Source organism: Sulfitobacter sp. M368 (genome assembly GCF_025141875.1).
GTDB classification, from domain to species: Bacteria; Pseudomonadota; Alphaproteobacteria; order Rhodobacterales; family Rhodobacteraceae; genus Sulfitobacter; species Sulfitobacter mediterraneus_A.
Genome location: NZ_CP081113.1, coordinates 55075 through 79459 on the forward strand (window position 1 = coordinate 55075; position 24385 = coordinate 79459).

26 protein-coding genes are annotated in these 24385 nt (G+C 56.8%); 13 read left to right on the top strand and 13 right to left on the bottom strand.

Features of this window, described 5'->3' with window-relative positions; genetic code table 11:
• Nucleotides 1-134 precede the first annotated feature (134 nt).
• The 4 genes from K3754_RS00245 to K3754_RS00260 all read right to left on the bottom strand — a co-directional run bounded on the left by K3754_RS00245 (nucleotide 135) and on the right by K3754_RS00260 (nucleotide 4514).
• Nucleotides 135-1037, bottom strand: coding sequence for a sulfotransferase (locus K3754_RS00245; RefSeq protein ID WP_311201453.1), 903 nt, complete (start codon nucleotides 1035-1037; stop codon nucleotides 135-137).
• Nucleotides 1034-2803, bottom strand: a complete 1770-nt coding sequence (locus K3754_RS00250; RefSeq protein ID WP_259939755.1) for an HAD-IIIC family phosphatase — start codon at nucleotides 2801-2803, stop codon at nucleotides 1034-1036. The genes K3754_RS00245 and K3754_RS00250 overlap by 4 nt, the downstream gene beginning before the upstream one ends.
• A gap of 6 nt (nucleotides 2804-2809) precedes the next feature.
• Complete coding sequence (locus tag K3754_RS00255) at nucleotides 2810-3448, bottom strand: hypothetical protein (protein ID WP_203209577.1); 639 nt, start codon at nucleotides 3446-3448, stop codon at nucleotides 2810-2812.
• A gap of 115 nt (nucleotides 3449-3563) precedes the next feature.
• The gene (locus K3754_RS00260) at nucleotides 3564-4514 is read right to left on the bottom strand and encodes a GlxA family transcriptional regulator (protein WP_259939761.1); all 951 of its coding nucleotides are present in this window, start codon (nucleotides 4512-4514) and stop codon (nucleotides 3564-3566) included.
• 72 nt (nucleotides 4515-4586) lie between these two features.
• On the opposite strand from K3754_RS00260, the gene K3754_RS00265 reads away from it, so the two are divergent.
• Genes K3754_RS00265 through K3754_RS00275 form a run of 3 tightly spaced genes read left to right on the top strand, consistent with a single transcriptional unit; the run spans nucleotide 4587 to nucleotide 8580 of the window.
• Nucleotides 4587-5747 (top strand): acyl-CoA dehydrogenase family protein, encoded by a 1161-nt coding sequence (locus K3754_RS00265; protein WP_203209575.1) that lies wholly within the window; start codon nucleotides 4587-4589, stop codon nucleotides 5745-5747.
• Entirely contained in the window at nucleotides 5747-7774 is a 2028-nt protein-coding gene (locus K3754_RS00270; RefSeq protein WP_259939765.1) for an acetate--CoA ligase family protein, read from the top strand. The genes K3754_RS00265 and K3754_RS00270 overlap by 1 nt, the downstream gene beginning before the upstream one ends.
• A gap of 20 nt (nucleotides 7775-7794) precedes the next feature.
• Nucleotides 7795-8580 carry a carnitinyl-CoA dehydratase gene (locus K3754_RS00275; RefSeq protein WP_259939774.1) on the top strand — a complete coding sequence of 262 codons (786 nt, stop codon included), beginning with the start codon at nucleotides 7795-7797 and terminating at the stop codon, nucleotides 8578-8580.
• A gap of 9 nt (nucleotides 8581-8589) precedes the next feature.
• On the opposite strand, the gene K3754_RS00280 is transcribed toward K3754_RS00275, so the two are convergent.
• Both K3754_RS00280 and K3754_RS00285 read right to left on the bottom strand, forming a co-directional pair.
• Nucleotides 8590-10074, bottom strand: a complete 1485-nt coding sequence (locus K3754_RS00280) for a heme biosynthesis protein HemY (protein ID WP_203209572.1) — start codon at nucleotides 10072-10074, stop codon at nucleotides 8590-8592.
• Between the two features lie 13 nt (nucleotides 10075-10087).
• Nucleotides 10088-11032 carry a COG4223 family protein gene (locus K3754_RS00285; RefSeq protein ID WP_259939781.1) on the bottom strand — a complete coding sequence of 315 codons (945 nt, stop codon included), beginning with the start codon at nucleotides 11030-11032 and terminating at the stop codon, nucleotides 10088-10090.
• A gap of 28 nt (nucleotides 11033-11060) precedes the next feature.
• Between K3754_RS00285 and K3754_RS00290 the strand changes: the two genes are divergently transcribed.
• A complete protein-coding gene (locus tag K3754_RS00290; protein WP_259939786.1) occupies nucleotides 11061-11486 on the top strand; it encodes a hypothetical protein in 426 nt (141 codons plus the stop codon).
• A 50-nt stretch (nucleotides 11487-11536) separates the two neighbouring features.
• Here the strand turns inward: K3754_RS00290 and K3754_RS00295 are convergent, their stop codons facing one another.
• Nucleotides 11537-12256, bottom strand: a complete 720-nt coding sequence (locus K3754_RS00295) for a uroporphyrinogen-III synthase (RefSeq protein ID WP_259939788.1) — start codon at nucleotides 12254-12256, stop codon at nucleotides 11537-11539.
• A gap of 58 nt (nucleotides 12257-12314) precedes the next feature.
• Here K3754_RS00295 and tsaD point away from each other — a divergent pair, with 58 nt between their 5' ends.
• The 5 genes from tsaD (at nucleotide 12315) to K3754_RS00320 (ending at nucleotide 15618) form a co-directional block, all read left to right on the top strand.
• Nucleotides 12315-13403, top strand: coding sequence for a tRNA (adenosine(37)-N6)-threonylcarbamoyltransferase complex transferase subunit TsaD (gene tsaD, locus K3754_RS00300; RefSeq protein WP_259939790.1), 1089 nt, complete (start codon nucleotides 12315-12317; stop codon nucleotides 13401-13403).
• Nucleotides 13400-14353 (top strand): NAD(P)H-dependent glycerol-3-phosphate dehydrogenase, encoded by a 954-nt coding sequence (locus tag K3754_RS00305; protein ID WP_259939792.1) that lies wholly within the window; start codon nucleotides 13400-13402, stop codon nucleotides 14351-14353. Before tsaD ends, K3754_RS00305 begins: the two co-directional genes overlap by 4 nt.
• Nucleotide 14354: 1 nt before the next feature.
• Nucleotides 14355-14627, top strand: a complete 273-nt coding sequence (locus tag K3754_RS00310) for a YciI family protein (RefSeq protein WP_203209567.1) — start codon at nucleotides 14355-14357, stop codon at nucleotides 14625-14627.
• Nucleotides 14627-15046 (top strand): EVE domain-containing protein, encoded by a 420-nt coding sequence (locus K3754_RS00315; RefSeq protein ID WP_203209566.1) that lies wholly within the window; start codon nucleotides 14627-14629, stop codon nucleotides 15044-15046. The genes K3754_RS00310 and K3754_RS00315 overlap by 1 nt, the downstream gene beginning before the upstream one ends.
• A 179-nt stretch (nucleotides 15047-15225) precedes the next feature.
• Nucleotides 15226-15618, top strand: a complete 393-nt coding sequence (locus tag K3754_RS00320; protein ID WP_259939795.1) for a DUF1761 domain-containing protein — start codon at nucleotides 15226-15228, stop codon at nucleotides 15616-15618.
• 219 nt (nucleotides 15619-15837) lie between these two features.
• Here the strand turns inward: K3754_RS00320 and K3754_RS00325 are convergent, their stop codons facing one another.
• From K3754_RS00325 to K3754_RS00340, 4 genes are all read right to left on the bottom strand, one after another.
• Entirely contained in the window at nucleotides 15838-16179 is a 342-nt protein-coding gene (locus K3754_RS00325) for a DUF2853 family protein (RefSeq protein ID WP_203209564.1), read from the bottom strand.
• Nucleotides 16180-16328: 149 nt separating this feature from the next.
• Entirely contained in the window at nucleotides 16329-16913 is a 585-nt protein-coding gene (locus tag K3754_RS00330) for an extensin family protein (RefSeq protein WP_259939799.1), read from the bottom strand.
• A gap of 211 nt (nucleotides 16914-17124) precedes the next feature.
• Nucleotides 17125-18516: an adenosylhomocysteinase gene (gene ahcY / locus K3754_RS00335; RefSeq protein ID WP_259939802.1), complete on the bottom strand. Its 1392-nt coding sequence runs from the start codon at nucleotides 18514-18516 to the stop codon at nucleotides 17125-17127.
• An 89-nt stretch (nucleotides 18517-18605) separates the two neighbouring features.
• The gene (locus tag K3754_RS00340; protein WP_259939804.1) at nucleotides 18606-18905 is read right to left on the bottom strand and encodes an S-adenosyl-L-homocysteine hydrolase; all 300 of its coding nucleotides are present in this window, start codon (nucleotides 18903-18905) and stop codon (nucleotides 18606-18608) included.
• A gap of 74 nt (nucleotides 18906-18979) precedes the next feature.
• Here K3754_RS00340 and K3754_RS00345 point away from each other — a divergent pair, with 74 nt between their 5' ends.
• Both K3754_RS00345 and K3754_RS00350 read left to right on the top strand, forming a co-directional pair.
• Entirely contained in the window at nucleotides 18980-19576 is a 597-nt protein-coding gene (locus tag K3754_RS00345; protein ID WP_259939806.1) for an HD family hydrolase, read from the top strand.
• Nucleotides 19573-20058, top strand: coding sequence for a GNAT family N-acetyltransferase (locus K3754_RS00350; RefSeq protein ID WP_259939808.1), 486 nt, complete (start codon nucleotides 19573-19575; stop codon nucleotides 20056-20058). The genes K3754_RS00345 and K3754_RS00350 overlap by 4 nt, the downstream gene beginning before the upstream one ends.
• A gap of 10 nt (nucleotides 20059-20068) precedes the next feature.
• Here the strand turns inward: K3754_RS00350 and K3754_RS00355 are convergent, their stop codons facing one another.
• Nucleotides 20069-20617, bottom strand: a complete 549-nt coding sequence (locus tag K3754_RS00355; RefSeq protein ID WP_025047458.1) for an ActR/PrrA/RegA family redox response regulator transcription factor — start codon at nucleotides 20615-20617, stop codon at nucleotides 20069-20071.
• Between the two features lie 73 nt (nucleotides 20618-20690).
• Nucleotides 20691-21302, bottom strand: a complete 612-nt coding sequence (locus K3754_RS00360) for an SCO family protein (protein WP_259939813.1) — start codon at nucleotides 21300-21302, stop codon at nucleotides 20691-20693.
• Nucleotides 21303-21398: 96 nt separating this feature from the next.
• Between K3754_RS00360 and regB the strand changes: the two genes are divergently transcribed.
• Both regB and K3754_RS00370 read left to right on the top strand, forming a co-directional pair.
• The gene (gene regB / locus K3754_RS00365; RefSeq protein WP_259939820.1) at nucleotides 21399-22778 is read left to right on the top strand and encodes a sensor histidine kinase RegB; all 1380 of its coding nucleotides are present in this window, start codon (nucleotides 21399-21401) and stop codon (nucleotides 22776-22778) included.
• 85 nt (nucleotides 22779-22863) lie between these two features.
• Complete coding sequence (locus tag K3754_RS00370; RefSeq protein WP_259939821.1) at nucleotides 22864-24378, top strand: PAS-domain containing protein; 1515 nt, start codon at nucleotides 22864-22866, stop codon at nucleotides 24376-24378.
• Nucleotides 24379-24385: the final 7 nt, after the last annotated feature.

Here is a 24385-nt window from a genome sequence, read left to right on the forward strand (position 1 = left end):
GCTGGTTTGACAGGTTTTGTCTGTGACGTGGCGCAGTTGCACAGTTGCACAGGAACTCTTGCTGAATTTCATACAGATGCGACGAAGCTCCTTGGGAGAATTCGCCAAATCCGAAGAGCGTCAAAAACACAGGATTAATGGCTCCTGACCCTGATCGACCAGCTTTCGGGTATTTCAAAACCCTCTTGCTCCACTTCCCTGCAAATCCGTGTCGCATCACTTGCAAACAAATCCGCAAAGAACCCCGGCATTGGATGTTTTACACTCTCGGTAAATCGTCGCTCCAGAAGGCTCTGTGGATAGTGAAACGATTCAATCCCAAGAAAGGTCTCGATTTGGCGGAGCACAGCACGCTGATCATTGTGGAGATCCTCATAGAAGATCACTTTGCGGCTTTGCCGGGGAAGACCGTCACGCAGATTGCGCAGCACCTCACCGTATTCAGCATTCTTCCAAATATGTGGTTGCCGAACGAACCCCTCAAATTGCTCTGCGCTCCAAGATGATAGGTTTTCAATCTGGCCTGTGATTTGCAGATGAAACTTCGTATGGCTCCACAGCCGTTTGAGGGGATCCCGCATCGTATAAAGAACCCGCAACCGATCCGCATGACCCGCGACACGGGGCCAAGCCGCCGCCGGAAGCAGCGCATGCAAGTTGGAGAAATCACAGGCGTAGACTTCTTTGTCTCGCATTTGAAACAGATTTCGATACCAGAAATCATCAACCGGACGGCTGAGATAATTGGCGATCCAATGCAAATTATGACGCACCGCATCAATGTTTGCGGAGTTTGGGTCAAACCGTGGCAAATACCGGTTTCGGGCTTCGGTCAGGCGCCGGGTTTCGTTCAGTTGGGTCTGATCAACATAGCGGTGGTAGAAATAGTGAATTTCCTTTTCCATTGCAAAATGGAGAGCGGGATGCCGCGACAGCACGGCATACAACCAGGTCGTCCCGGCTTTCATTGCACCAATGCTCAGAAACAGGTTGGAAAACAATTTGCCCGCATTTTCTTCGCTTGATGCATTCATCATGCCGCCTTGGGCAGACGCAGCCCCTCCAGCAGCTCGAGATAAATCCGATGATACACATCGCGGCGAAAATGGTTCAGGTCCAATAAATCTTGCGCATCGTGAATGTGGTTTTCGGGGTTGAGCAGCATTACATTCGGGCGCTGCTCCGCCACCTGCCGCAAGGCCGTGTTCAATATTTGATGATGCCTGTGTCGAGGTTTGTCCCGGTTGAGAAAAAACAATGAACCACGTTCGTTGGCCAGCATCAGGACGATCTGCACCTGCGGTGGAATGACATCCAATATCTGCGTGTAACGCTGTACCATCTGACCAGGGCCAAGAAGGCCAAGATGCTCAAAATACCGGCTGAGAATATTCAGTCGCTCACGCTGTACATCTGTCTTGGCCACAGCGGCACGTAGATCAGCGCGGGCGATCAAATCATGATTTTGAGCGCCAACAAGCCAATATGGCACCTGCAACCCGGTGTCTTTGTGACGATAAACCGGAATGTCCGCATCGGCCCAGAAGCTCAAGAAACAAAGTGAGCCGGGCCTGCATATCGACAGCAGATCCGTTTCAAAATCCTGCGCTTGATATCCCAGACTTTGGGCTGCCTCCATCTCGGCTGCCGAAAGGCCGCCGCCCAGTGCGGGCATCAAGAATGCAGTATGATCGCGGCGCAACATCTGACCATTGCGCGGCGCGTTAAACTCTTCAGTGATCTGTGAGCTATGCAGTGTCAAATAATGCATCAAGCTGGCCAGATCACAGCCACCCCGTGCGAATATCGGCCCGAAATTCTGTACCGTTTGGGCCGGTTTTTCCTTTTCTGGCAGCAGCGTCAGCGGCGTGATCCAATCCACCTTTATCGGATCGTTTTGCAAGTCGGAAAGAACCTCACCACGCACCGGAAGCTCTGGATTGTTCAGCACATCGTAAACGTAGTGTTCGATAAACATATTCAGCGTTCGGCAGGAAAAACAGAAATGTTCAAGTCGGCGCGTATTCTGGATGCGGCGCGTGAGGTAGAACCCGACATAGCCGTAATCACCAAACCGGTCCCGCACCCGGATCAACGCAGCGTCGCTGGTGTTGTGAGACAACGCCGCGCCAAGCTTCGCGCGGGCATCCTCAATGTTTTCCGGCAATCGGTTCTTTGTAAAATTAAGCTGGTTTGTGCGATTGATCAGCTCAATCGCACGATCCAAATGCGCCGTAACGTCGTAGTCAAAAAGCACCTGCACGTCGCTCTTTCGCAGGAAATCCAGACTGCTGTCATCCGTGATCTCTTTGGCGTGGTTTTTTGCCTCTTTGATCTTGTATTGCCCCAATCTTGAAAGGTCGGGATCATCTTTTCCGGCAAGTTGCGGTGCGTCCTTTAGATGGCAAATCACCTCCGGTCCGGCAGTATTCAAACCCGGCGCAGCCGCTGCCGCTTGGGCGAGGTTCATCGGGTTGTCGTCAATGAACAAGACCGATTGCGGGCGCAATCCAATTTGGTCCAACATCGCCGCGATGCGCGGGCCCTTGGCCGTCCAGTCAATACTGGGAAAGATAAACTGGTCCCAGATATCCTTGGCCTTGAGAAGCCTCTCAATGTTTGCGTGATCATTCTTTGAACAAATCGCGTTCATCACGCCGCGCCTGTTCAGGGCAAGTACCAGATCGTGACAATCCTGTCGGTACGCGATGCCTCCCTCAGTCAACGTGCCGTTCCAGAATGTCTCATCCAGATCCCAAATGATCAGACGGATCTCTTCTGGGAATTCGGGACACGGCATCATGATCACTTACAGCCGCCGCAGATTGTAAATTGTGTCGTGGCCAGACCGCGGCCCAAGCTGCCCGCCATCAAGGCCATCCTTGGCCAGTACACCGGGATTTGCGTCTAGGAAGTCATGCAATGCATCCCCTGCATTACGATCCTTGTTTTGCAACCCTTGTCCGCCACCGACATCCTGGTCTTCGAGAACAAGAAAGTCACCCGTTTGCAAATGTCGGAGCGCGAAATGGAGAGTGGTCATCATTCTTTGGTACCCACAGGCCTGGTTCGTTGACATGATCCAGGGTCGGGGCAGATCGATCACATCAACCGAATTGAGCGCCTCCTCCAGAGACATCAAATCGCCCTTGAGGAGGGTTTGGCCCATGATGCAACGCTTTGCCTCGGTCAGATCAGGTGTAATCGTCACAAACTGCGCGTCCGCCCCATAGGTTCGGGCAATATTGCGCAACATCGCCCCTGTTTGACTGGGCCGTGACCCCACTTCGATCAAGCTTTCAGGCAGCACCTTGTGATACAAATGCAGACAGCTCGCGGTCAGTCCGGCGGTGCCATCAGGCGCAGCGGAGCCAACAAATTCAGTGGCATTTCTGCCCTTTAACCCAAATGCGGTTTGGCTGGCCTGAACCCGGACAGATCGAACCATAGACGTACCTCCGATCTTCCCAGACCTTTCGTCAACTCTGCCTAAGGTAGAGTGAATTTAAGTTTATGTGAACTCTAAAGTGTAAAGATCGGGTAAAGACAGACGCGCAAAAACTCTATCTCTGTGCAATCTGGCGTGCCTCGCTTGGGGTTAAGCCAAATTCAGACCGGAACGCTCGCGCCATTGCGCTGGCATCCTGATAGCCGGACCGCACGGCAATTTCGGCCATAGGCAAACGGGTCGTTTGCGCCAAACGCCGCGCCAGTACCAGACGTTGCCGCCGGTAAACATGCTGCGGCGTAATGCCTGTTTCGTCTTTGAACGCTGCTTCTAGGCGGCGCTGGGTACAGGAAAGCTGGCTTGAGAGCCGTGAAATCGAAACCGGAGTTTCCAGATGCTGGTTCATAAACGCAATCGCGGCGCGAACCAGTTTACTGCGCCCCAGAACCGGCTCTGCAGGCGTCGTCGTGGCATCGCGGGTCACGAACAACTGCTCCACCTCAAGGGCCAGCTTGGCACCGCCATCACGCAGAACCATATGCAAGGACAGATCAAAGGCCGCCATCGCGCCCGAACAGGTGATGCGTTTACCGTCAATCACATAACGGTCCTGTTCAACGGACACCTTTGGGAATTGCTCTGCCAGGGCTGTGATCTCTTCGGGGTGAATCGTGGCGCGATACCCGTCCAGAAGCCCGGCCTCGGCCAGCAACCACGATCCGGTATCAAGGCCCGCGACCTGGTCAAATCTGCCTGCCGCGGCCCGCAGGCTTCTGATGACATCGGGCCGGCACAGGGCACGAAAGCCATAAGACGGAGCAACCATCAACACATCGCCGCGCATATCGCTCAGGGCCACTTCTGGAAGGATGCGCAGCCCGCTTGAACTCTCTACACCAGCGCCATCCGTGGTCACATAGCGCCAAGTGTAAAGCGCGCGCCCGCCCAGCGTATTTGCGGCCCGCAAGGGTTCAATCAGATTTGCAACGCAGTGGTTTGAAAACCCGTCGAACAACAATAGTCCGATATGCGTCGGTTCTGGATTTGATTTGTTGGAATCCTGCATAATCTTTACTAACTCTGCACATCGGATGCCTGCAATCCCCCTAAGCTATTCAAAACGCATTGGGGGACCACCATGGATTTCGGCCTGACAGAAGAACAAGAAATGATCGTCTCAACCGTCCGCAGTTTCGTGGAAAAAGAGATCTATCCTCATGAGGCCGAGGTAGAGCGCACAGGCCAGGTGCCGCATGAGCTGGGCGAGGCGATCAAACAGAAAGTCATCGACCTTGGATTTTATGCCTGCAACTTCCCCGAAGAGGTCGGCGGCGCGGGGTTGAGCCATGTGGATTTCACCCTTGTCGAGCGCGAGTTGGGTCGTGGTTCAATGGCCCTCACGCATTTCTTTGGGCGCCCCCAGAACATTCTAATGGCCTGCAACGACGATCAAAAGGAACGCTATCTGCTGCCTGCGGTGCGCGGCGAACGGATGGATGCACTTGCCATGACCGAGCCCGATGCGGGTTCGGATGTGCGGGGGATGAAATGTACCGCCGTGCGCGATGGCGGTGACTGGGTCGTGAACGGGTCCAAGCACTTCATCTCGGGTGCGGAACATGCAGATTTCTTCATCGTTTTTATCGCCACAGGTGTGGATGAAACCCCCAAAGGCCCGAAAAAACGGATCACCACCTTCCTCGTGGATCGCGGAACGCCGGGGTTCGAGGTGCGCGACGGGTACAATTCGGTCAGCCACAAAGGATACAAGAACTGTATCCTCTATTTCGACAATTGCCGCCTGCCCGACGCGCAGGTTCTGGGTGAGGTCGATGGTGGTTTCGCAGTGATGAACGAATGGCTTTATGCCACGCGGCTGACCGTTGCGGCCTTTTCCGTTGGGCGGGCGCGGCGCTGTTTTGACTACGCGCTGAACTATGCGGCCGAACGCAAGCAGTTCGGCCAACAGATCGGCAAGTTTCAGGGCGTGAGTTTTCAAATCGCGGATATGATCACCGAGATTGACGCCGCAGATTGGCTGACACTGTCAGCGGCTTGGCGGCTCGATAAAGGGCTTCCGGCCAATCGCGAAATCGCATCAGCCAAGGTTTACGCCTCCGAGGCCTTGGCGCGGGTCACTGATACCACCTTGCAGATCTTTGGCGGCATGGGGCTGATGGATGATTTCCCGATCGAACGGTTCTGGCGGGATGCACGGGTTGAACGCATTTGGGATGGCACATCAGAGATTCAGCGCCACATCATTTCGCGCGACTTGTTGCGCCCCTTGGGGGCTTGATGACCCGCAATCTGGATCGGCTTCTCAGGCCACGCAACATCACGGTGATCGGCGGCGGTGCATGGTGCCGTGCGGTGGTGGAGCAATGCCAAAGGATGGGGTTTGCGGGCGGTATTTGGCCGGTTCACCCAAAGGCGGAGACTGTCGGCGGCCTGCCCGCGTTTTCAAGCCTGGACGCCCTTCCCGAACCACCTGACGCCTGCTTTGTCGGCGTGAACCGTGACGCGACGGTTGCCCTTGTTGGCCAGTTGTCACAGATGGGTGCTGGTGGCGCGGTGTGCTTTGCTTCCGGCTTTCTTGAGGCGCAGGCAGAGGATGCAGAGGGTGCAGATTTGCAGGCGTCGTTGCTGCAGGCGTCTGGTGAAATGCCGATCCTTGGGCCAAATTGTTATGGCTTTGTGAATTATCTCGACGGCGCGTTGCTTTGGCCGGATCAGCATGGCGGCCAACGCTGTGACGGCGGCGTCGCCGTGATCACCCAAAGCTCAAACATCGCCATCAATCTGACTATGCAAACCCGCGGTCTGCCACTTGCCTACGTCGTCACAGCGGGCAATCAGGCGCAATGCGGTATCGCAGATATCGGTCTGTCGCTGCTGGATGATCCGCGCGTTACGGCGCTTGGCCTTCATATCGAAGGGTTTGGTGATCTGCGCGGGTTTGAAGCCCTCTCGGCACGGGCACGGGCACTGGGCAAACCGATTGTCGCGATAAAGGTGGGCCGCTCCGATCAAGCGCGTGCCGCCACGGTTTCCCACACCGCATCTCTGGCGGGAGAAGACGCAGGCGCCGCCGCCCTTCTGCGCAGGTTGGGCATTGCCCGCGTACCGGATTTGCCAACTTTTCTTGAAACTCTGAAGCTGCTGCATGTTGCCGGCCCATTGCCGCAAGGCACCATTGCGACGATCAGTTGTTCGGGCGGCGAGGCCAGCCTTGCCGCCGATACCGCTGTTCCTATGGCCATAGACTTTCCACCGCTCAATCCACGTCAGAAATCAGACCTGCGGGCGGCCCTTGGCCCTCGCGTGGCGCTGGCCAATCCGCTGGATTACCACACTTATATCTGGCGTGACGTGCCCGCGATGACCCGCTGTTTTGCTGCGATGTCCGACCCCGGAATCGCCATCACCATCCTGATTGTCGATTTCCCGCGTGCAGATCGCTGCGACCCCAAAGACTGGGATTGCGTGATCGCGGCCTGTATCGCCGCGCAGCAGGAAACCGGAGGCCAATATGGCATGGCCGCAACCCTGCCCGAGCTGATGCCCGAAGCTGTGGCAACACAATTGCTGGCGGCGGGTGTTGTGCCGTTTTCCGGATTGACCGAAGCACTTGCTGCTTGTGCCGCCAGTGTCATGCCATTCACTGCCGCGGACCCCGTTTTGTGCCCCGAACCCTGCGCAAACCCCCGACTGGTTTCCGAGGCCCACGCCAAGGGTGCCCTGGCCGCATTTGGCCTGCGCGTTCCCCGCTCTGCGCGCGCCTCTGGTCTGAATGACCTGTCCCAAGCCGCCCGCATTGTCGGCTTTCCCCAAGTGCTCAAGGGCGAAGGTATTGCCCATAAGACCGAAGCCGGCGCGGTTTGTCTCAACCTGCATGATGAAGCCGCAACACTGGCCGCTGCCAATGATATGCCCGCGACTGAATTTTTGATCGAAGAGATGATCACAGGCGCTCTGGCCGAGCTGTTGGTCGGCATTGTCCGCGACCCGGCGCATGGCTACCTCCTGACCATCGCAGCAGGTGGCGTCTTGACCGAGATCCTGAACGATTCCGTGTCTTTGCTCTTGCCTGCCCGACCGGGCGAAATTGACGCCGCATTGGACCGCTTGAAAATCGCACCATTGCTGAACGGTTATCGTGGCAAACCACCTTGCGACCGCGCCGCGATATTGCGGGCAGTGATGGCTGTGCAAGACTATGCCCTTGCCCACACGGCGGGCTTGCAAGAGATTGAGATCAACCCATTGATTTGCACGCAGCACGATGCCATTGCCGCCGATGCGCTGCTGCGGCGCGACGCATAATCCAATTGAAAGGCCATCCAATGACCGACAGTCCCGTCAAGACCCACCGCGAAGGCGCAATTTTGCAAGTGACGCTCGACCGGCCCAAGGCCAATGCGATTGACCTGCAAACCTCGCGCCTGATGGGTGAGGTCTTTGCCGGTTTCCGCGATGATCCAGACCTGCGGGTGGCAATCATCACAGGCGGCGGGGAAAAATTCTTTTGCCCCGGATGGGATCTCAAAGCGGCTGCTGATGGTGACGCGGTGGATGGCGACTATGGCGTCGGCGGATTTGGCGGCATTCAGGAAATGCGCGACATGAACAAACCGATCATCGCCGCCGTAAACGGCATTGCCTGCGGGGGCGGGCTGGAACTGGCGCTGAGCGCCGATATGATCCTTGCCGCCGATCACGCCACTTTTGCCCTGCCCGAGATCAGGTCCGGCACCGTGGCTGACGCCGCCAGTGTGAAATTGCCCAAACGCATCCCCTATCACATCGCGATGGAACTGCTTTTGACCGGGCGCTGGTTTGACGTGACCGAGGCCAAGACGTGGGGTCTGATCAACGAGATTGTGCCCGGCGATCAACTGCTGGACCGTGCATGGGAGCTGGCACGCCTGCTTGCCTCCGGTCCGCCGCTGGTCTACGCCGCCATCAAGGAAATCGTGCGCGACGCCGAAGACAGCAAGTTTCAGGATACCATGAACCGGATCACCAAACGGCAATTGCCAACGGTTGACCGGCTTTACGCCTCTGAGGATCAAATGGAAGGCGCCCGCGCCTTTGCGGAGAAACGTGACCCGGTCTGGAAGGGGAAATAAGGTTCCCGGTTAAGACGTCTTTGCGTCACCTTCTGCCGTATCATCCACCAATTCGGCATCCTCAATCGCATCGGTGTCTTTGACAGGGCCGGGGCCATCTGCGCCCGAGTTGTCTTCAATCGCACCAACAATCAACGGCAGCATCTGAACACCCCCCGGCATCGCGACCTCGGACATCGGCGGGGTTTTCCATTCAAGGGTGTCAAAGCTCTTGCAGTTTTCGCAAATCGGATGCCATCCGGAATGGATATGGTGGCAGTTTTCGCAAATCCACTGCGGACCGCGCGACACGGTCAGTGCTCGCGCCAGCCAGCCCTTGACGATAGTGTCAGATGCGCCTTCGCCGCGCTCAATCGCCGCCATCAGGGTCACGGAACGTGCGGTTGGATCGCTTTCCACCAAATCACCCAAGGCACGCCGCGCCTGGGGGAAATCTTCGTTCGCAATGTGCAATTCGCTGAGCAACATCTTGGTTTCGGGGTGATCCGGCTGGGATTTGACCAATGCGTTAAACCGCTTGATCCGTGCTTCAGGCTTTTCGTCCGGCTCAATCGCGGCAAAGGCAGCGGCAAGATCGGGATGGGGATGAACGCTCCAGGCTTTGGTCAGAACGCGTGTTGCATAGCGCGGCTTGCCCTGTTCCACATATCCATGCGCCGCCATCACGGCAGCAGGCACCAGATCGGGCGACATTTTATTGGCCACAATGGCCGCCTCCCGCGCCTCGATGCTCTTGCCCTCTGCAATGACATCCTTGGCCTCTGACAAGGCCAGAACCGCATCGCGCCGCTTGTGTACGTCACGCGGCAACTGTCCGTTCTTCAACTTGGCACTGAGGGTCTGCCGTGCACCGGACCAGTCTTCTTTTTCCGCCTGCAGCTTCAAAAGAACATCACCGGTTTCCTCGTGCTTGGGCTTCAGCGCAAAGGCTTTCTCCGCCAGCTTCAATGCTGTTTCCGTATCACCATCAGCCAGTTTTTGTTTCATGATGCCGCGGACACCGACAAACCGGGTGGATTCGTCCTCAACCAGCTTGCGATAGGTCTCCTCCGCCTTACGCCGATCACCGGCCAATTCCGCCGCCTGCGCCGTCAACAAGTTGGTCAGCGCGGGTTTGTCGAGATACTTGTCGGCTTTCGCAGCCTTGGCCATCGCCACACGGCCCTCACCACTGGCCAGCGCCATCAGCCCTTCGGCCAATGCGTCATAACCTTTACGCTCCCGGTTGCGGTCAAAGTACCGCGACAGCGCGGTCTCGTCGCCGTTCAGGAAATGCCAGGTCGCGACCAAAAGCGATACGACTTTGATCAGCAGCCAAACTGCAATGATCAAGAGCCCCACGGCAATAACCGATTGCAGCGGTCCAAAGCTATACTCAGTACCCAGCACCGTCACCTGAACGCCGCCTTCGCTTTCCAAAAGGAAGCCAGCGCCCCATGCCAGTACCGCAACCGCCGCGACAAACAGGATAATCTTGATCAATGACCACAGCATATATTCATGTACCTCAGTTTGCCGTCAGGCGTTGGGACAGGGTTTGGATCGCCTGTTTTGCATCATAGCGGGCGCGGGCGTCGGTTAACCAATCTTGCATCGCCGCCTTGGATGGATCGGGCAGAGTCTCAAGCTCACTCAGCGCGTCGCCAAGCCGTCCGTTGCGCACCGCGTCTTCGGCCCGTGATAGCACCGCGTCGGGGTCACTGCCTTCGCGCGGCGCCACAGACCGGGCACCCAATTGGCGGCGCAAGAACCCGCCAAAACCGTCTTCGCCGTCCTGAGCACCTGCCGCGCGGGCATCTGTCAATGCTGCGCGGGCCGCATCGGGGAAGCGTGTTTGCAAATTGACCAGCGTCACCACACCAGATTGAGACAGCGTATCAAGGGCTTCAGGCACATCTGCCAATCCGCCAGCCTTGAGCTGTGCCAGTGGTTCATCAAAAGGCGCACCGGAGTTGACCGCCGCGGTCACCTGCGCCAGCGCATTTTGCAGTGTCGCCTGCCGCGCCGCATCGGCGGTCGCCTCTTCTACGGATTTGGCGTTGTTGAGCAATGCTTCGATCTCGGCTTTCTGTGCCTCGACCGACGCCTGCAGGGCCGCCAGATCCCGCTCATAGGCGGCTATCGCAGTGTTCGACGCGCCCTCGCCGGTGGGTTGTTTCTCAACCGCGGTCAGGCGATCTTGCAAACCGGCAAGTTGGCCTTCGATTGCCGCGATCTGCGCGTTTATTTCATCAGTGTTCGCAACAGGCGCTGCTGCAGGTTCAGCATTTTCCAGCGCTGCGATCCGGTTCGCTTGGGCGGCCAGTTGCGCTGTCACTGCGGAGGTATCGCCGCGCAAATTGAACAGGTCGAGCTGCGAGACCAAAAATCCTGCACCAAAGGCTACAGCGCCACCCAGAACCAGCGGCAGAAAAATGCTCTGGCGGTCTTGAGGTGCCGGTGTTGGCGGCAAGGGCTTGTCAGGGCTTGCAGGAGGCGGAGTGGTTTGCTTTGCCCCGCTGGTCTCGGATGAATTCGGTGCAGATTCCCCTGGCTTGGCTGTTGACGTGGACGGCTTGCTTGCGTCCGCTGGTTTTGCGGCTTCGGTATGTTTTGGTGCTTCCGGCGATTTTGCGGCTTCCGGTTTTTTCTGTTCTGCTGCCGCAACGGTTTTTTCCTTTACCGTAGCTTTGTCTGCTGTTGTCTCGGAAACCGTTTTTGCCGCCGTCGCTTTGGCCGTTGTTGCCTTGGATGCGGCAGCCTTTGGTTTGGCGCTTGAGGTCTTGGGCTTCGCCCGGACCGGCTTTGATACTTTGGGTGCGCGGGATGCGGTTTCCCTGCCTCCTGAACCGGCTTTCGCTGATGTGGAGGAGTTTCCGGTAACGGGTCTCTTCGCTTTAGCCACTCTGCAACCTTTCCGATTCTGACCGACAGATCAGTTTAACCACCCGATTGTATCCGGCAATCAAACCTGCCTTCAAGCTAAGCTGTAGGTGCGCAGCTGTTTTTCAATACATTGCACCATATCTTTGCCTGTTGGTGCCTTTGCAATGATCACATCCACAGGCGCCTTTTCGCCCAAGGCGTCAACTACCGCTGCGCTGATTGCGACGATTTGGAGGTTCTGCACCGACCGGAACTCTGCGGCAAAATGCCCCGCGGTTCTCGGGGAGAAAAGCGGCAGCAAAACCCTTGTTTGACTGCAGAGCGCCGCTTGGGCGTCAGCGGTCAACGGCACAAGCGCCTGATCATAGACTTCAATCACTTCTGTCTCGATCCCGATTTGCGCCAAACGCGCCGCGATCTCGCCCCTGCGGTGTTTTCCGGCCAGATGGGTCAACGGACCGCTGGGCGCATCAACACTCAGCCGTGCAACCAGATCATCCGCGTCCCGCGCGGCGAAAGCAACGCGCCAGCCTTGGGCAGTTGCGGCCTCTGCGGTCTGCTCGCCCACGCAATAGGCCGTGCGCCCCTGCCCCGGCGGGCCAAATTGAACCGCATTGGCAGAGGTGAATATGACTGCGGCAGAAACATCTAGGTCCACCACGGCTTGGGTCGGAACAATCTCTAACAAAGGCGACAGCACAACATCCACCTTGGTCAAAAGCGTGGGGTCAAGCCGTGCGAGGAACTTTTCCGCGCTTCGCTTGGGCCGTGTGATCAACAAAATCGGCTTGGTCATTGAATGTCTCGGCATTGTTTGCCCCTCTCTGCGGTGTTACCTGCGAGGGACGCCCCATGCAACGGATAGCGCCATGACAAAGACCATGACCATTCTCGGCATTGAAAGCAGCTGCGATGACACCGCAGCGGCATTGGTGCGTGTCAGCGACAAGGGTGCAGAAGTTCTGTCATCGGTCGTGGCCGGACAAACGGAACTGCATGCGGCCTTTGGCGGCGTGGTACCAGAGATCGCGGCCCGCGCCCATGCGGAAAAGCTGGATTTTTGTGTTGAACAGGCTCTAATAAAAGCAAAGTTGGACCTATCCGACATTGATGCCATTGGGGTGACCTCTGGTCCGGGGCTGATTGGCGGGGTTGTTTCTGGCGTTATGTGCGCCAAGGGATTGTCCGCAGCGACGGGCAAGCCGCTTTATGGTGTGAATCACCTCGCCGGCCATGCGTTGACTCCGCGGATGACGGACAATGTGCCTTACCCCTACCTGATGCTTTTGGTTTCGGGGGGCCATTGCCAGTTCTTGATGGTTTCTGGCCCTGACAGCTACAAACGTATTGGCGGTACAATCGACGATGCGCCGGGGGAAGCTTTTGACAAGGTTGCGCGTTTGATCGCCCTGCCCCAACCCGGCGGACCGTCCATCGAACAGGCGGCAATGGCCGGTGATCCAAAGCGTTTTGCCTTTCCCCGCCCCCTTCTTGATCGTCCGGGCAGCGATATGTCGTTTTCCGGGCTCAAAACCGCTGTGTTGCGGCAAAGGGATGCATTGGTGTCCGCGCAAGGCGGTTTGACCAAACAGGATCAATCTGACCTCGCTGCCGGATTTCAGGCTGCTGTTGTGGATGTACTCGCAGAAAAGACGCGCCGTGCCTTTGATCACTATCCAGACGGTGTTGATCGCAGCCTATGTGTCGCCGGCGGCGTTGCGTCAAATTCCGCCATACGCGAGGCGTTAGAGACTGTTTCAGATCAATACAAGGCCAACTTTATTGCGCCGCCGCTTGCCCTTTGCACCGACAATGCCGCGATGATCGCCTATGCCGCTGCCGAACAGGCACAGCAGCGGCCCGCGGATGATCTGACCCTCTCTGCACGGCCCCGCTGGCCGTTGGACCAAACCGCCCCGTCCATGCTTGGATCGGGAAAGAAGGGAGCTAAAGCATGAGCATTGCGGTCCTAGGTGCCGGAGCTTTTGGCACAGCTTTGGCAATATCGCTGGCTGGATCAGGCCCAGTCACCCTTTGGGCAAGAGATCTGCGTGATATGACGGCACGGCGCGAAAACACGGCACGATTGCCGGGCTGTCCTTTCCCCGAGAACCTGACACTCACTGATAACTTGAATGACATCGAGCGCGCAGACATCATTCTGCTGGCTGTTCCGATGCAAAAACTGCGCCAAATCCTGTCGGCGAACGCCAATATTCTGTCAGGAAAACACCTGGTGGCTTGCTGCAAAGGTATTGAACTGACCACGGGTATCGGGCCGGTTTCTGTGATCCGTCAGGAGGTGCCAGATGCAATTGCGGCCATCCTGACTGGCCCTAGCTTTGCCGCCGATATCGCACGTGGCCTGCCGACCGCACTCACCCTTGCTTGCGCCGATGACAAAGCGGGCAAATATCTGCAACAGACCCTAACAACGGCAAATATACGCCTTTACCGCACCAATGACACCATTGGAGCGGAGCTGGGTGGGGCTTTGAAGAACGTCATCGCGATTGCCTGCGGGGCCGCGATGGGTGCGGGATTGGGTGAAAGTGCGCGCGCCGCTTTGATGACCCGCGGCTATGCGGAAATGCAGCGGCTTGCCCGTCATTTGAACGCCAAACCAAGCACGCTGTCCGGCTTGTCCGGATTTGGTGATCTGACTCTGACCTGTACCTCTGATCAATCGCGAAATTACCGGCTTGGACTTGCGTTGGGATGCGGTGAAACTTTTGACCCCACAACCACAGTTGAAGGCGCCGCAACGGCCCGCGCTGTTAATGAATTGAGCCTGTCCGCCGATCTGGAGATGCCAATCACCGCCGCCGTTGCAGCCGTGCTGGATGGCAGGCAAGATGTACCGGATGCGATGAAATCACTTTTGGCCCGACCACTAAAGGAAGAATGATATGCTTGTTGCCCTGATGGCCCATGACAAACCTGGCGCCCTGGAGATCCGCAAGGAAAACCGGCCAGCGCATTTGGATTACCTCAAATCAACTGATCTGGTTGCGCAGGCCGGTCCGCTTTTGGATGCAGATGGTGGGATGATCGGATCTTTGATCATTCTGGATGTGCCAGATTTGGCGGCCGCCCAAAGCTGGGCAGAGAATGACCCATATGCCAAGGCCGGTTTGTTCCAGTCCGTGACCCTGACCCATTGGAACAGGGTGATCGGCTGATGGCGTATTGGCTTTTCAAATCGGAACCCAACACTTGGGGCTGGGATGATCAGGTGGCCAAGGGCGCGGCGGGCGAAGAATGGGATGGCGTGCGCAACTATCAGGCCCGCAACTTCATGCGCGAAATGAAACTCGGCGACCGGGGGTTCTTTTATCATTCGATGAAGGAAAAATCAGTGGTCGGGATCGTCGAGGTTTGCGCCGAATCCCACCCCGACAGCACGACCGACGATGACCGTTGGGAATGCGTGGATATCAAGGCCATCCGCGCCTTTGAGGTGCCTGTGACGTTGGATCAAATCAAAACGGATCCGCGACTTGCAGAGATGGTGTTGGTCAAAAATTCCCGCTTGTCTGTGCAGCCCGTGACCGAAAAAGAATGGCAGGTGATCTGTGATTTGGGGAAAACCGAGCCTTGAACTATAGAAAACATGGCAGCGCCCTTTCGGTCATTTCAATCTCCCTGACCATTGGTCTGTGATTACCGGGGACAATGGTCAGAGCAAATACAGGCCACCCTCCGACATCGCAGACTTCTCCAATTATCTGGCAATTTTCCGCCTTGGCTGCGTAGAATGCCTAAAACTGGAGGGACGAAATGGATTTTCTAGCAGTGATTATTGCCGCGGCAGCGGGGTTTGCCTTTGGGGCGGTCTGGTACAGCGTGCTTTCAAAGCCCTGGATGGATGCCGTGGGTCTCAAGCTTGGTGCGGATGGCAAGCCTGAAGGATACTCCAAGACGCCCTTTATCCTTGCCGGGATCGCCATGATCCTTGTGGCGGGGATGATGCGACATACGTTTTCCCTCTCGGGAATTGACACAATGGGCAAGGGGTTGCTGTCCGGCCTGGGCATCGGCCTGTTTTTCATCAGCCCATGGATCATGATCAACAATGGCTATGCCGGCCGCCCGTTTCGCCTGACCTTGATCGACAGCGGCTATGCCACGTTCGGCTGCGCGGTCATTGGTCTGGTGCTGATGCTGTTCTGAAACGGAAAAAGGGTTCCGGCACAGATGCCAGAACCCTTCTCACCCCGTGCGCTCCCATAACCCCGCACACGTATCGAAATCTGTTCTGGCCTTACTGGCCTTTGAGTTTCATAGCATTTGCGCGGCGTCGGGCCAAGAAAATGATGTTTCAAACACAGATCGAAAAAAGAACGCCCGCTTAACCAAAAGCGGGCGTCAGAATGATAGATCGGGACGAGCTTAGCCGTAAACGGCCTCTTTGCCAAAATGCTTGGTCAGCATGTAATAGATCACGGCGCGGTATTTGTTCCGCTCGGATTTGCCATATGTTTCGATCGCCTTGTTGATACCCGCCATCAATTCAGGGCTGTCGGACATGCCCAGTTTTTTGATGAGAAAGTTGTTTTTGACCAACTCCAGCTCACTTTCCTGACTGGCCGCAACGGTTTGTGCATCCGCGTTATAGATCGACGGACCGCAACCGATTGTCACCTTGGTCAACAGGTCCATGTCTGGCGTCATGCCACATTTGTTCTTCAGATCGTCCGCATATTTTGCGATCCATTCGTCACGCTTGCCCATACAGAATTCTCCCACCTTAAATTGAATTGACTGATCAGAATGCCTGATCTCGGGCAGAGACTAATCCGTAATCCCAAACCGACAAAGGGGAAATTTCTGGCGTTGTCGTCGCATATGCACCCTTGCTTCACGGCTGATCGCCCTCGTCTTTATCGGCAAAGGCCCCAACCGGTGTGCTGCAAATGGAAGTGATCTGAATGCAGGGCGTTGTAATCCGGGCCAAGCGTCAGGCGAAACCAATCGCATGCGCCATCCCGCGCCGCCCGCAGAAATCCGCCCCGTTCACCACCGTCCTGCCAATGATCCTGCAACAGGATCCTTTGACCCTCCGCCATGACAAAGCCCCGAATGTCCACCGCGTCAGCCGTTGCATGGGTGCTCATCCGCCCGGTTGGGCCGCTGGCCGTGCGGATTTCACGGCAGTTGTAGCTTGATAGATGAAGGATCTCGCGCACAGGCTGGTTCAGAATGTCCTGTGCCTTTGGCGTGATGGAATGCTGATGCCACATCGCCAAACGCAGAGCTGTTTGGCAGCGGGTGTTGAGAGGGCGCATCCTGGCGTCACCCACAGAGGTCAGGCGCACCTGCGGTTTGATGTGGCACTGTGCACTCTGTTCAAAATCAGGGAGATCCTGAAACGCGGCACCGGTGCCCAGCGCCGCGCGGCAGAGGCTGTCAGCGGATAGAGCCTGCCTCAGCTTCCAAGACGTCATGGGCGTGATGGGGTCGGTCACAGATAGCGGTTTGAGGGGGTTCCATTGTGGCGGAAGCGGTGATTGTGGATGGGCGATCAAGAACAAGGCCAGCGCAGAAAGCAGAATGCAGATCGAAAACACTGCTGACACAAACCGCACAGGCTTAACCCCAAATTACAATCACCCATCAGACATAGAAAGGCCGGGGCAATTGTCGACCCCGGCCTTTGTCACATTCTGTTGCGTTTGATCAGTAGCGGTAGTGCTCTGGCTTGAACGGGCCATCCGGGCTGACGCCGATGTAGGCAGCTTGCTCCGGGTCCAGCTTGCTCAGCTTCACGCCGATCCGGTCCAGATGAAGGCGTGCGACCTTTTCGTCCAGATGCTTGGGCAGGATGTAAACGTCGTTCTTGTAGTTGTCGCCCTTGGTCCACAGCTCAATCTGCGCCAAGACCTGATTGGTAAAAGAGGCAGACATGACAAAGGACGGGTGGCCCGTGGCGTTGCCAAGGTTCAGCAAACGCCCTTCGGACAGAAGGATCAGCCGGTTGCCGTTTGGCATCTCGATCATGTCCACCTGTTCCTTGATGTTGGTCCATTTGTGGTTCTTCAGTGCGGCAACCTGAATTTCGTTGTCGAAGTGGCCAATGTTGCCGACAATCGCCATGTCCTTCATTTCGCGCATGTGCTCGATGCGGATCACGTCTTTGTTGCCGGTGGTGGTGATGAAGATATCTGCCGAACCGACGACATCTTCGAGCAGGACAACTTCAAAGCCGTCCATTGCCGCTTGCAGCGCACAGATCGGATCAACTTCGGTGACTTTGACGCGGGCGCCTGCGCCGCGCAGCGAGGCGGCCGAGCCTTTGCCAACGTCGCCATACCCCATAACGACTGCGACTTTGCCCGCCATCATCGTGTCAGTGGCGCGGCGGATACCGTCGACCAGAGATTCCTTACAGCCATATTTGTTGTCGAACTTCGACTTGGTGACAGAATCGTTCACGTTGATCGCCGGGAAGGGCAATTGCCCGTCGCGGACCAGTTCATACAGGCGGTGAACACCGGTTGTGGTTTCTTCGGACACGCCAACAATCTGATCACGCATTTTGGTGAACCAACCGGGGCTGGCCGCCATGCGTTTCTTGATCTGGGCAAAGATCGCTTCTTCTTCTTCGGATTTCGGGATGGCGATCAGATCGTCTTCGCCATTCTCCACACGTGCCCCCAACAAGATGTACAATGTCGCATCGCCGCCATCATCCAAAATCAGGTTCGGTCCATCGGGGAACATGAAGGAACGGTCCAGATAATCCCAATGCTCTACAAGGGTTTGACCCTTGATCGCAAAAACTGGCACGCCGGATTCAGCAATGGCAGCCGCGGCATGGTCCTGCGTGGAGAAGATGTTGCAGGAGGCCCAGCGCACATCGGCGCCCAGTGCCACCAGCGTTTCAATCAAAACAGCGGTCTGGATGGTCATGTGCAACGATCCAACGATGCGCGACCCCTTCAGAGGTTTGCTTTCCCCGTATTCATCGCGCAGCGCCATCAGGCCGGGCATTTCGGTTTCTGCGATATCCAGTTCCTTACGCCCATAGGCGGCAAGGGTGATGTCTTTGACGATATAATCTTCGGCCATGTGGCACCTCATAACAAATTTGACCGCCGCCTATCATTTTTAGGCAGCGGTCTCAATGATTGTTCGTTTCAAATGGGCGGCAGCGGGGCTTAGTCAAGCGCAGCAATCAGTTCATCCTGATTTGCGCCGGCCATCCAATCTTCGCCCTGGGCCAGAACGCAGGCATTCCCGTCCGCCAGCGCTTTAATCAACGTCCATGTGCCGGTTTGCTCGGAAACCCACAATTGCTCCCGGTTTTCGCTTGGTTCTGAGACAGGTCTTTCGCCGTACCAATCGATCAGAGAGGCTTTCATCTCTCCCGATGGCATGCAGACGGTATCGGCCGCCGCGGCGGGGGCGGACAGTCCAATTGCAATCAAAACAGCGGATATCGAAAAAACGGGTTTCATGGCTCTCTCCTTCGTGGAATTAACAGATGAAGCCAACAAATGGTTCCAATTGCAGATGAGATGAGGCCCGGTTCATGGCGCAACAACCCCGTGCATGGCAGCGGATGCTGTCCGGTCGCAGGCTTGATCTGCTGGACCCGACCCCGGTGGATATCGAGATTGAAGACATTGCGCATGGGCTGGCCTTTGTGGCCCGCTGGAACGGTCAGACCATGGGCGATTATGCCTACTCCGTCGCGGAACATTCGCTTTTGGTCGAAACGATCTTTGGCCGGATCAACCCCAAGGCGCCAGCCAAATGGCGGCTTGCCGCGCTTTTGCATGATGCGCCGGAATATGTGATCGGCGATATGATTTCTCCGGTTAAGGCAGCGGTTGGGCCCGGCTACGGCGCATTGGATGACCGATTGACGGCGGCAATTCATCTGCGGTTTGGCTTGCCTGCTGCGATTCCGGCCAGCGCCAAAAAACAAATCAAACGCGCCGATAAAATCAGTGCCTGGATGGAAGCAACCCAGATAGCGGGCTTTTCCGAAGCTGAGGCCAGCAAGTTTTTCGGGCGTCCCGACGCGGCGCTGATCGCGGATCTGCGGATCATCCTGAGACCCCCCCTTGAAGTACGTACAGAATTTACCGCACGCCATGCACAGTTGTTGGGAGAGACGACTTGATAAATGTGCGTGTTGCGGGGCGGCTGGACGCACGTCCAATGGCGGGTTTGCTGAACGAGATCATCCGCGAGGGGGGCACCACGGCCTTTACCAACGAAGTGACGCGCGACACTTTGCTTGGCTGGTTTGCCCAAGCCCCCGATCAATCCGTTTGGCATGTGGCAGAAGACCCCAAGGGCGCGTTACTTGGTTTTCAGTCGATTGAACCCAAGGCGAAACTGCCCGCAGCGGCCTGCGACATCGCGACCTTCGTTCAGGTCGGGCAAACCGGGCTTGGCATCGGGTCAAAACTGTTTGAAGCGACCCGCAAAGCGGCTGTTGCGCTGAATTATGAATGGATCAATGCAACCATCCGTGCCGACAACAGCGGCGGTCTTGCATATTACCAAAGCCGCGGTTTCGAAGACTATGCACGCCACCCCAATGTATTGCTGGGCAACGGCATGTATGTTGACCGCATCAGCAAGCGGTACAATCTTTGACCGTCAAACCCTATCTCGGTGAACGCTTTGCCAAAATCCGCTGAAGTGTGCGGCGGTGCATGTTCAGCCGCCGCGCTGTTTCGGACACATTGCGATCACACAGCTCGTACACGCGCTGAATATGTTCCCAACGCACGCGGTCCGCGCTCATCGGGTTGTCGGGCGGCGGCGGCATGTCCCCTTCAGGCACCAAAAGCGCATTGGTGATGTCATTGGCGTCCGCAGGTTTGGACAGATAATCCGTCGCGCCGATCTTGACCGCGGCAACAGCCGTGGCGATCGCACCGTACCCCGTCAGCACAACCACCCGGCAATCTTCACGGCGTTCGCGCAGCACCTCCACCACGTCGAGGCCATTGCCATCTTCGAGCCGCAGATCAATCACCGCATAGGCTGGCGGACGCGCAGTTGCGATGGCCTTGCCGGCGGCAACACTGTCCGCGGTCTCAACTTCAAAGCCGCGTTTTTCCATTGCCTTGGCCAATCGGCGCAGAAACGGCTCATCATCATCCACAAGCAATAGTGACTTGTCCGCGCCGATATTTGGGGTGTCTTGCATCAGGTCACAGCCTCATCTGGAAATTTCCGTCTACCATTAACCATATGGCGCGACGCTAAGCCGCGTCAAACGCTCAGAGTTGATCGACAAAACACCCAATCTGGTCTGCCATCTGTTCGGGCGTGGTTTCGCGGCGGAAATACTCGACAAACCCTTCTTCAGGCATCACCAGATAACTAAAGGTCGAGTGGTCCACCAAATATTCGTCATCCACTGCCTCATGCGCCTTGTAGTAGGTGCGATAGGCCATGCTGGCCACTTTGACCTGCTCGGCAGAGCCAGTGAGCCCGATCATACGCGGATGCATGACTTCGGCAAATTCACCAACCACCTCAGGTGTGTCGCGGGCAGGGTCAATGGAGATGAAAACCGGTGTCACCATCGTTCCGCGCTCTTCAAGGATCTCGATGGCGCTGGCATTGCGGTCCACATCAAGCGGGCAAACATCGGGGCAGTAGGTATACCCGAAATAGATCAATGTTGGCTCTGTAATCACGTCTTTGTCGGTGACTGTCTGACCTTGGGCGTTGACCAACTCGAACGGGCCGCCCAACTCTCCGGCGACTGCAGCAGACCGGCATTGGGCAAATTTATCGTCGCTCTTGGTTCCCGAAGTAATAAAATAGGTGCCCAGCAAAAGCGCGGCGGCGGCTGCGGCGGCTGAAATAGCGATCGTGCGGTTCATAATTCTCTCCTACCAACGGTGGTCTTGATCGGACTCGGCGGCAGACCTACGCTACATTTTCGGCGATGTAACGGCCAATAAACATAAGGTGCGCAGATGACGCAGGCGAATATCAGACCCCTCACCGCGCGCACGCGGGCCAACTGGATCCGTCTGCGCACAATGATCCTGCTGCGCTGGGTTGCGATCACTGGCCAATTGATCGCCATCACCGTGGCCCAGCTGGTTTATGGGCTGCAACTGGAACTGGGGTTCTGCTACCTTGCCATCGGCGCATCGGTAATCGGGAATCTGGTCGCGACGCTGGTGTTTCCGGAAAACAAGCGCCTGTCCGAACGCGAAAACCTGTTGATGGTCATGTTCGATCTGTTGCAATTGGGATTCTTGCTGTTCCTGACCGGCGGTTTGAACAATCCTTTCTCTCTTTTGGTTTTGGGGCCAGTGACCATTTCGGCCACCGCGCTTAGCCTGCGATCCACCGTGGTGCTGTGTTCCACAGCCATTATTCTGGTCACTGGGCTGGCGGTCTTTCACCTTCCGCTCACCAGCCAAAGTGGAGATATCCTGCGCCTTCCGGGCCTGTTCATTTTTGGTCAATGGACCGCCTTGATCATCGCCATTGTGTTTACCAGCGCCTATTCGCGGCGCGTCACGACCGAGGTTCACTCGATGGGGGATGCCCTTTCGGCCACGCAAATGGCCTTGGCACGGGAACAAAAGCTGACCGATCTGGGCGGCGTCATCGCCGCCGCCGCGCATGAGCTTGGCACACCGCTTGCGACGATCAAACTCACCAGTGTCGAATTGATGAATGACCTGGCTGACCATCCTGACCTTGCCGATGACGCAGCCCTGATCCGCGATCAGGCAGACAGATGCCGCGACATTCTGCGCGATATGGGAAGTGCGGGAAAAGATGATTTGCACCTGCACAAAGCGCCACTTGAGACGGTGGTTCTGGAGGCGGCAGAGCCGCATATGAACCGGGGCAAGGAGGTGTTGATAGATCAGGCCTTCACTGCCGCCCAGCGCAAAAGCCAGCCCTTGATCCTGCGCAAACCCGAGATTGTACACGGGCTGCGCAATCTTGTGCAAAACGCCGTTGATTTCGCAAGCGAACGGGTGTGGGTCAGCGCCGATTGGACCGAAGAAACCGTCACCGTGCGCATTATCGACGACGGTCCGGGCTTTCCACCGTATCTTCTGGGCCGGATTGGCGATCCGTTCATGCGCCGCCGTTCACCCGAAAAGAACAAATCCGCAAGACCGGAATACGAAGGCATGGGGCTGGGCCTTTTCATCGCAAAAACCTTGCTGGAGCGGTCAGGTGCGACGCTGCGGTTTGCGAATGGCAGTGACGACCGCAAAGCGGGGGATCGCACTGGCGCCGTGGTCGAGGTGACATGGCCGCGCCGGACCCTCAACACCCGCGATCATGAGCAGCCATTGGGGCAAAACCCTCTAATCACTTCATAAATTAAGGCGCACCCAGAGCCATTAATGGTTTGTTAACTATTTCAACCCACTTTCCATGCTTTGTTAATCTCTGCGGAGGTGTGGCTTGTTTCTGGAACTCTTTGAGATTGTTGTCATTGTCCTGACGGCCATTGTGGCGGCTGGCTTGGCGCAAAGTTATCTGTCCCGGTCCCATGTCACCGCCACCACACCGATTGAACCGATGGCGCTGCTGTTCACCGATGGCGTCCTGCAACATGGCACCGACAGCGCCCTGCGGCATTTCGCAGTCGAGCCGGGTCTGCACGCATGGCAGGATATCCGCGACACATTGATCCCGACATTTCCTGATTTTCCCCCGGTGCCCGGCTCAGGCCCGCAAGGCAGCGTTGTGTTGCAGCCCCAAGGGCAGGCAGCGCCGCCGCATAACATTGAACTGCGTTGGCGTGACGCCCTGTGTTGGGTCACGCTGACCCCCGTTGAAGAGCCGTCCACCACCACCCCGATCACACCTGCCATCGCGCAGGAGATGAACGCGCTTCGGCTTAGCAGCGATACAATGATCAACCCGGTTTGGCATCTGAACGCTGAGGGTGCGGTCTGTTGGTCAAACCCCGCCTACACCGTTCTGCATGAGCTTGCACGGGGGCCAGATGCCGATCCTGAAACACCGCTTTTTCCGATCACGTCCGGCGATGGACCGCGCCGTGTGACCCTGCGCCTTGATCCTCTTGATTTGCCCGATTGGTACGAGGTGACATCCATCCAGATGGGCAGCATCACTGTGTGCCACGCCAACTGCATCAACGCATTGGTTGAGGCCGAACAAGCCCAGCGCGACTTTGTCCAGAGCCTCGCCAAGACCTTTGCGCATTTGTCGGTGGGTTTGGCCATATTTGATCGGCGCGGACAGTTGGTTCTGTTCAATCCGGCACTCGTGGATCTGACACATCTGACGCCAAAATTTCTCAGCAGCCGCCCGCAGATATTGTCCTTTTTTGACCAGTTGCGCGAAGACCGCATAATGCCGGAACCCAAGAATTATGCCTCCTGGCGGCAGGCCATCACTGATTTGATCGCGGCTGCGTCCGACACCTCCTATGAGGAAACCTGGAACCTCGAAGACGGGCGCACCTTTAGCGTGGAAGGAAGGCCGCACCCGGACGGCGCCACCGCTTTCCTGTTTGAAGATATCAGCGCCGAAGTATCCTTGACCCGCAGTTTTCGGAGCGAGCTTGAGCTGGGACAATCCCTGATTGATGTGGTCGAGGATGGCTTGGTTGTGTTTTCGGCCAGCGGCGCATTGACCTGTTGCAATCTGGCCTATCGGGATTTGTGGGGCCACGACCCTGGTACCGGCTTTGTCGAAACCACGATTGGCGATTGCATTGATCTGTGGTCCCGGCTTTGCCAGCCCAGCGCCCTTTGGCCGGAAATTGCGAAATGCATCTCTGAACGCGGCACCGGAACCCCTTGGGATATGACACTGTACCTCAAGAACGGCGACGCGTTGACCTGCGAAGTACGGGGGATTACCTCGGGTTCTACCTTGGTTCGATTTCGCAATCGAAGCGCTGCAAATGACCCCGCCGCATCGCGCCGCGATGAGCTGGAAAAATAGCTGACCA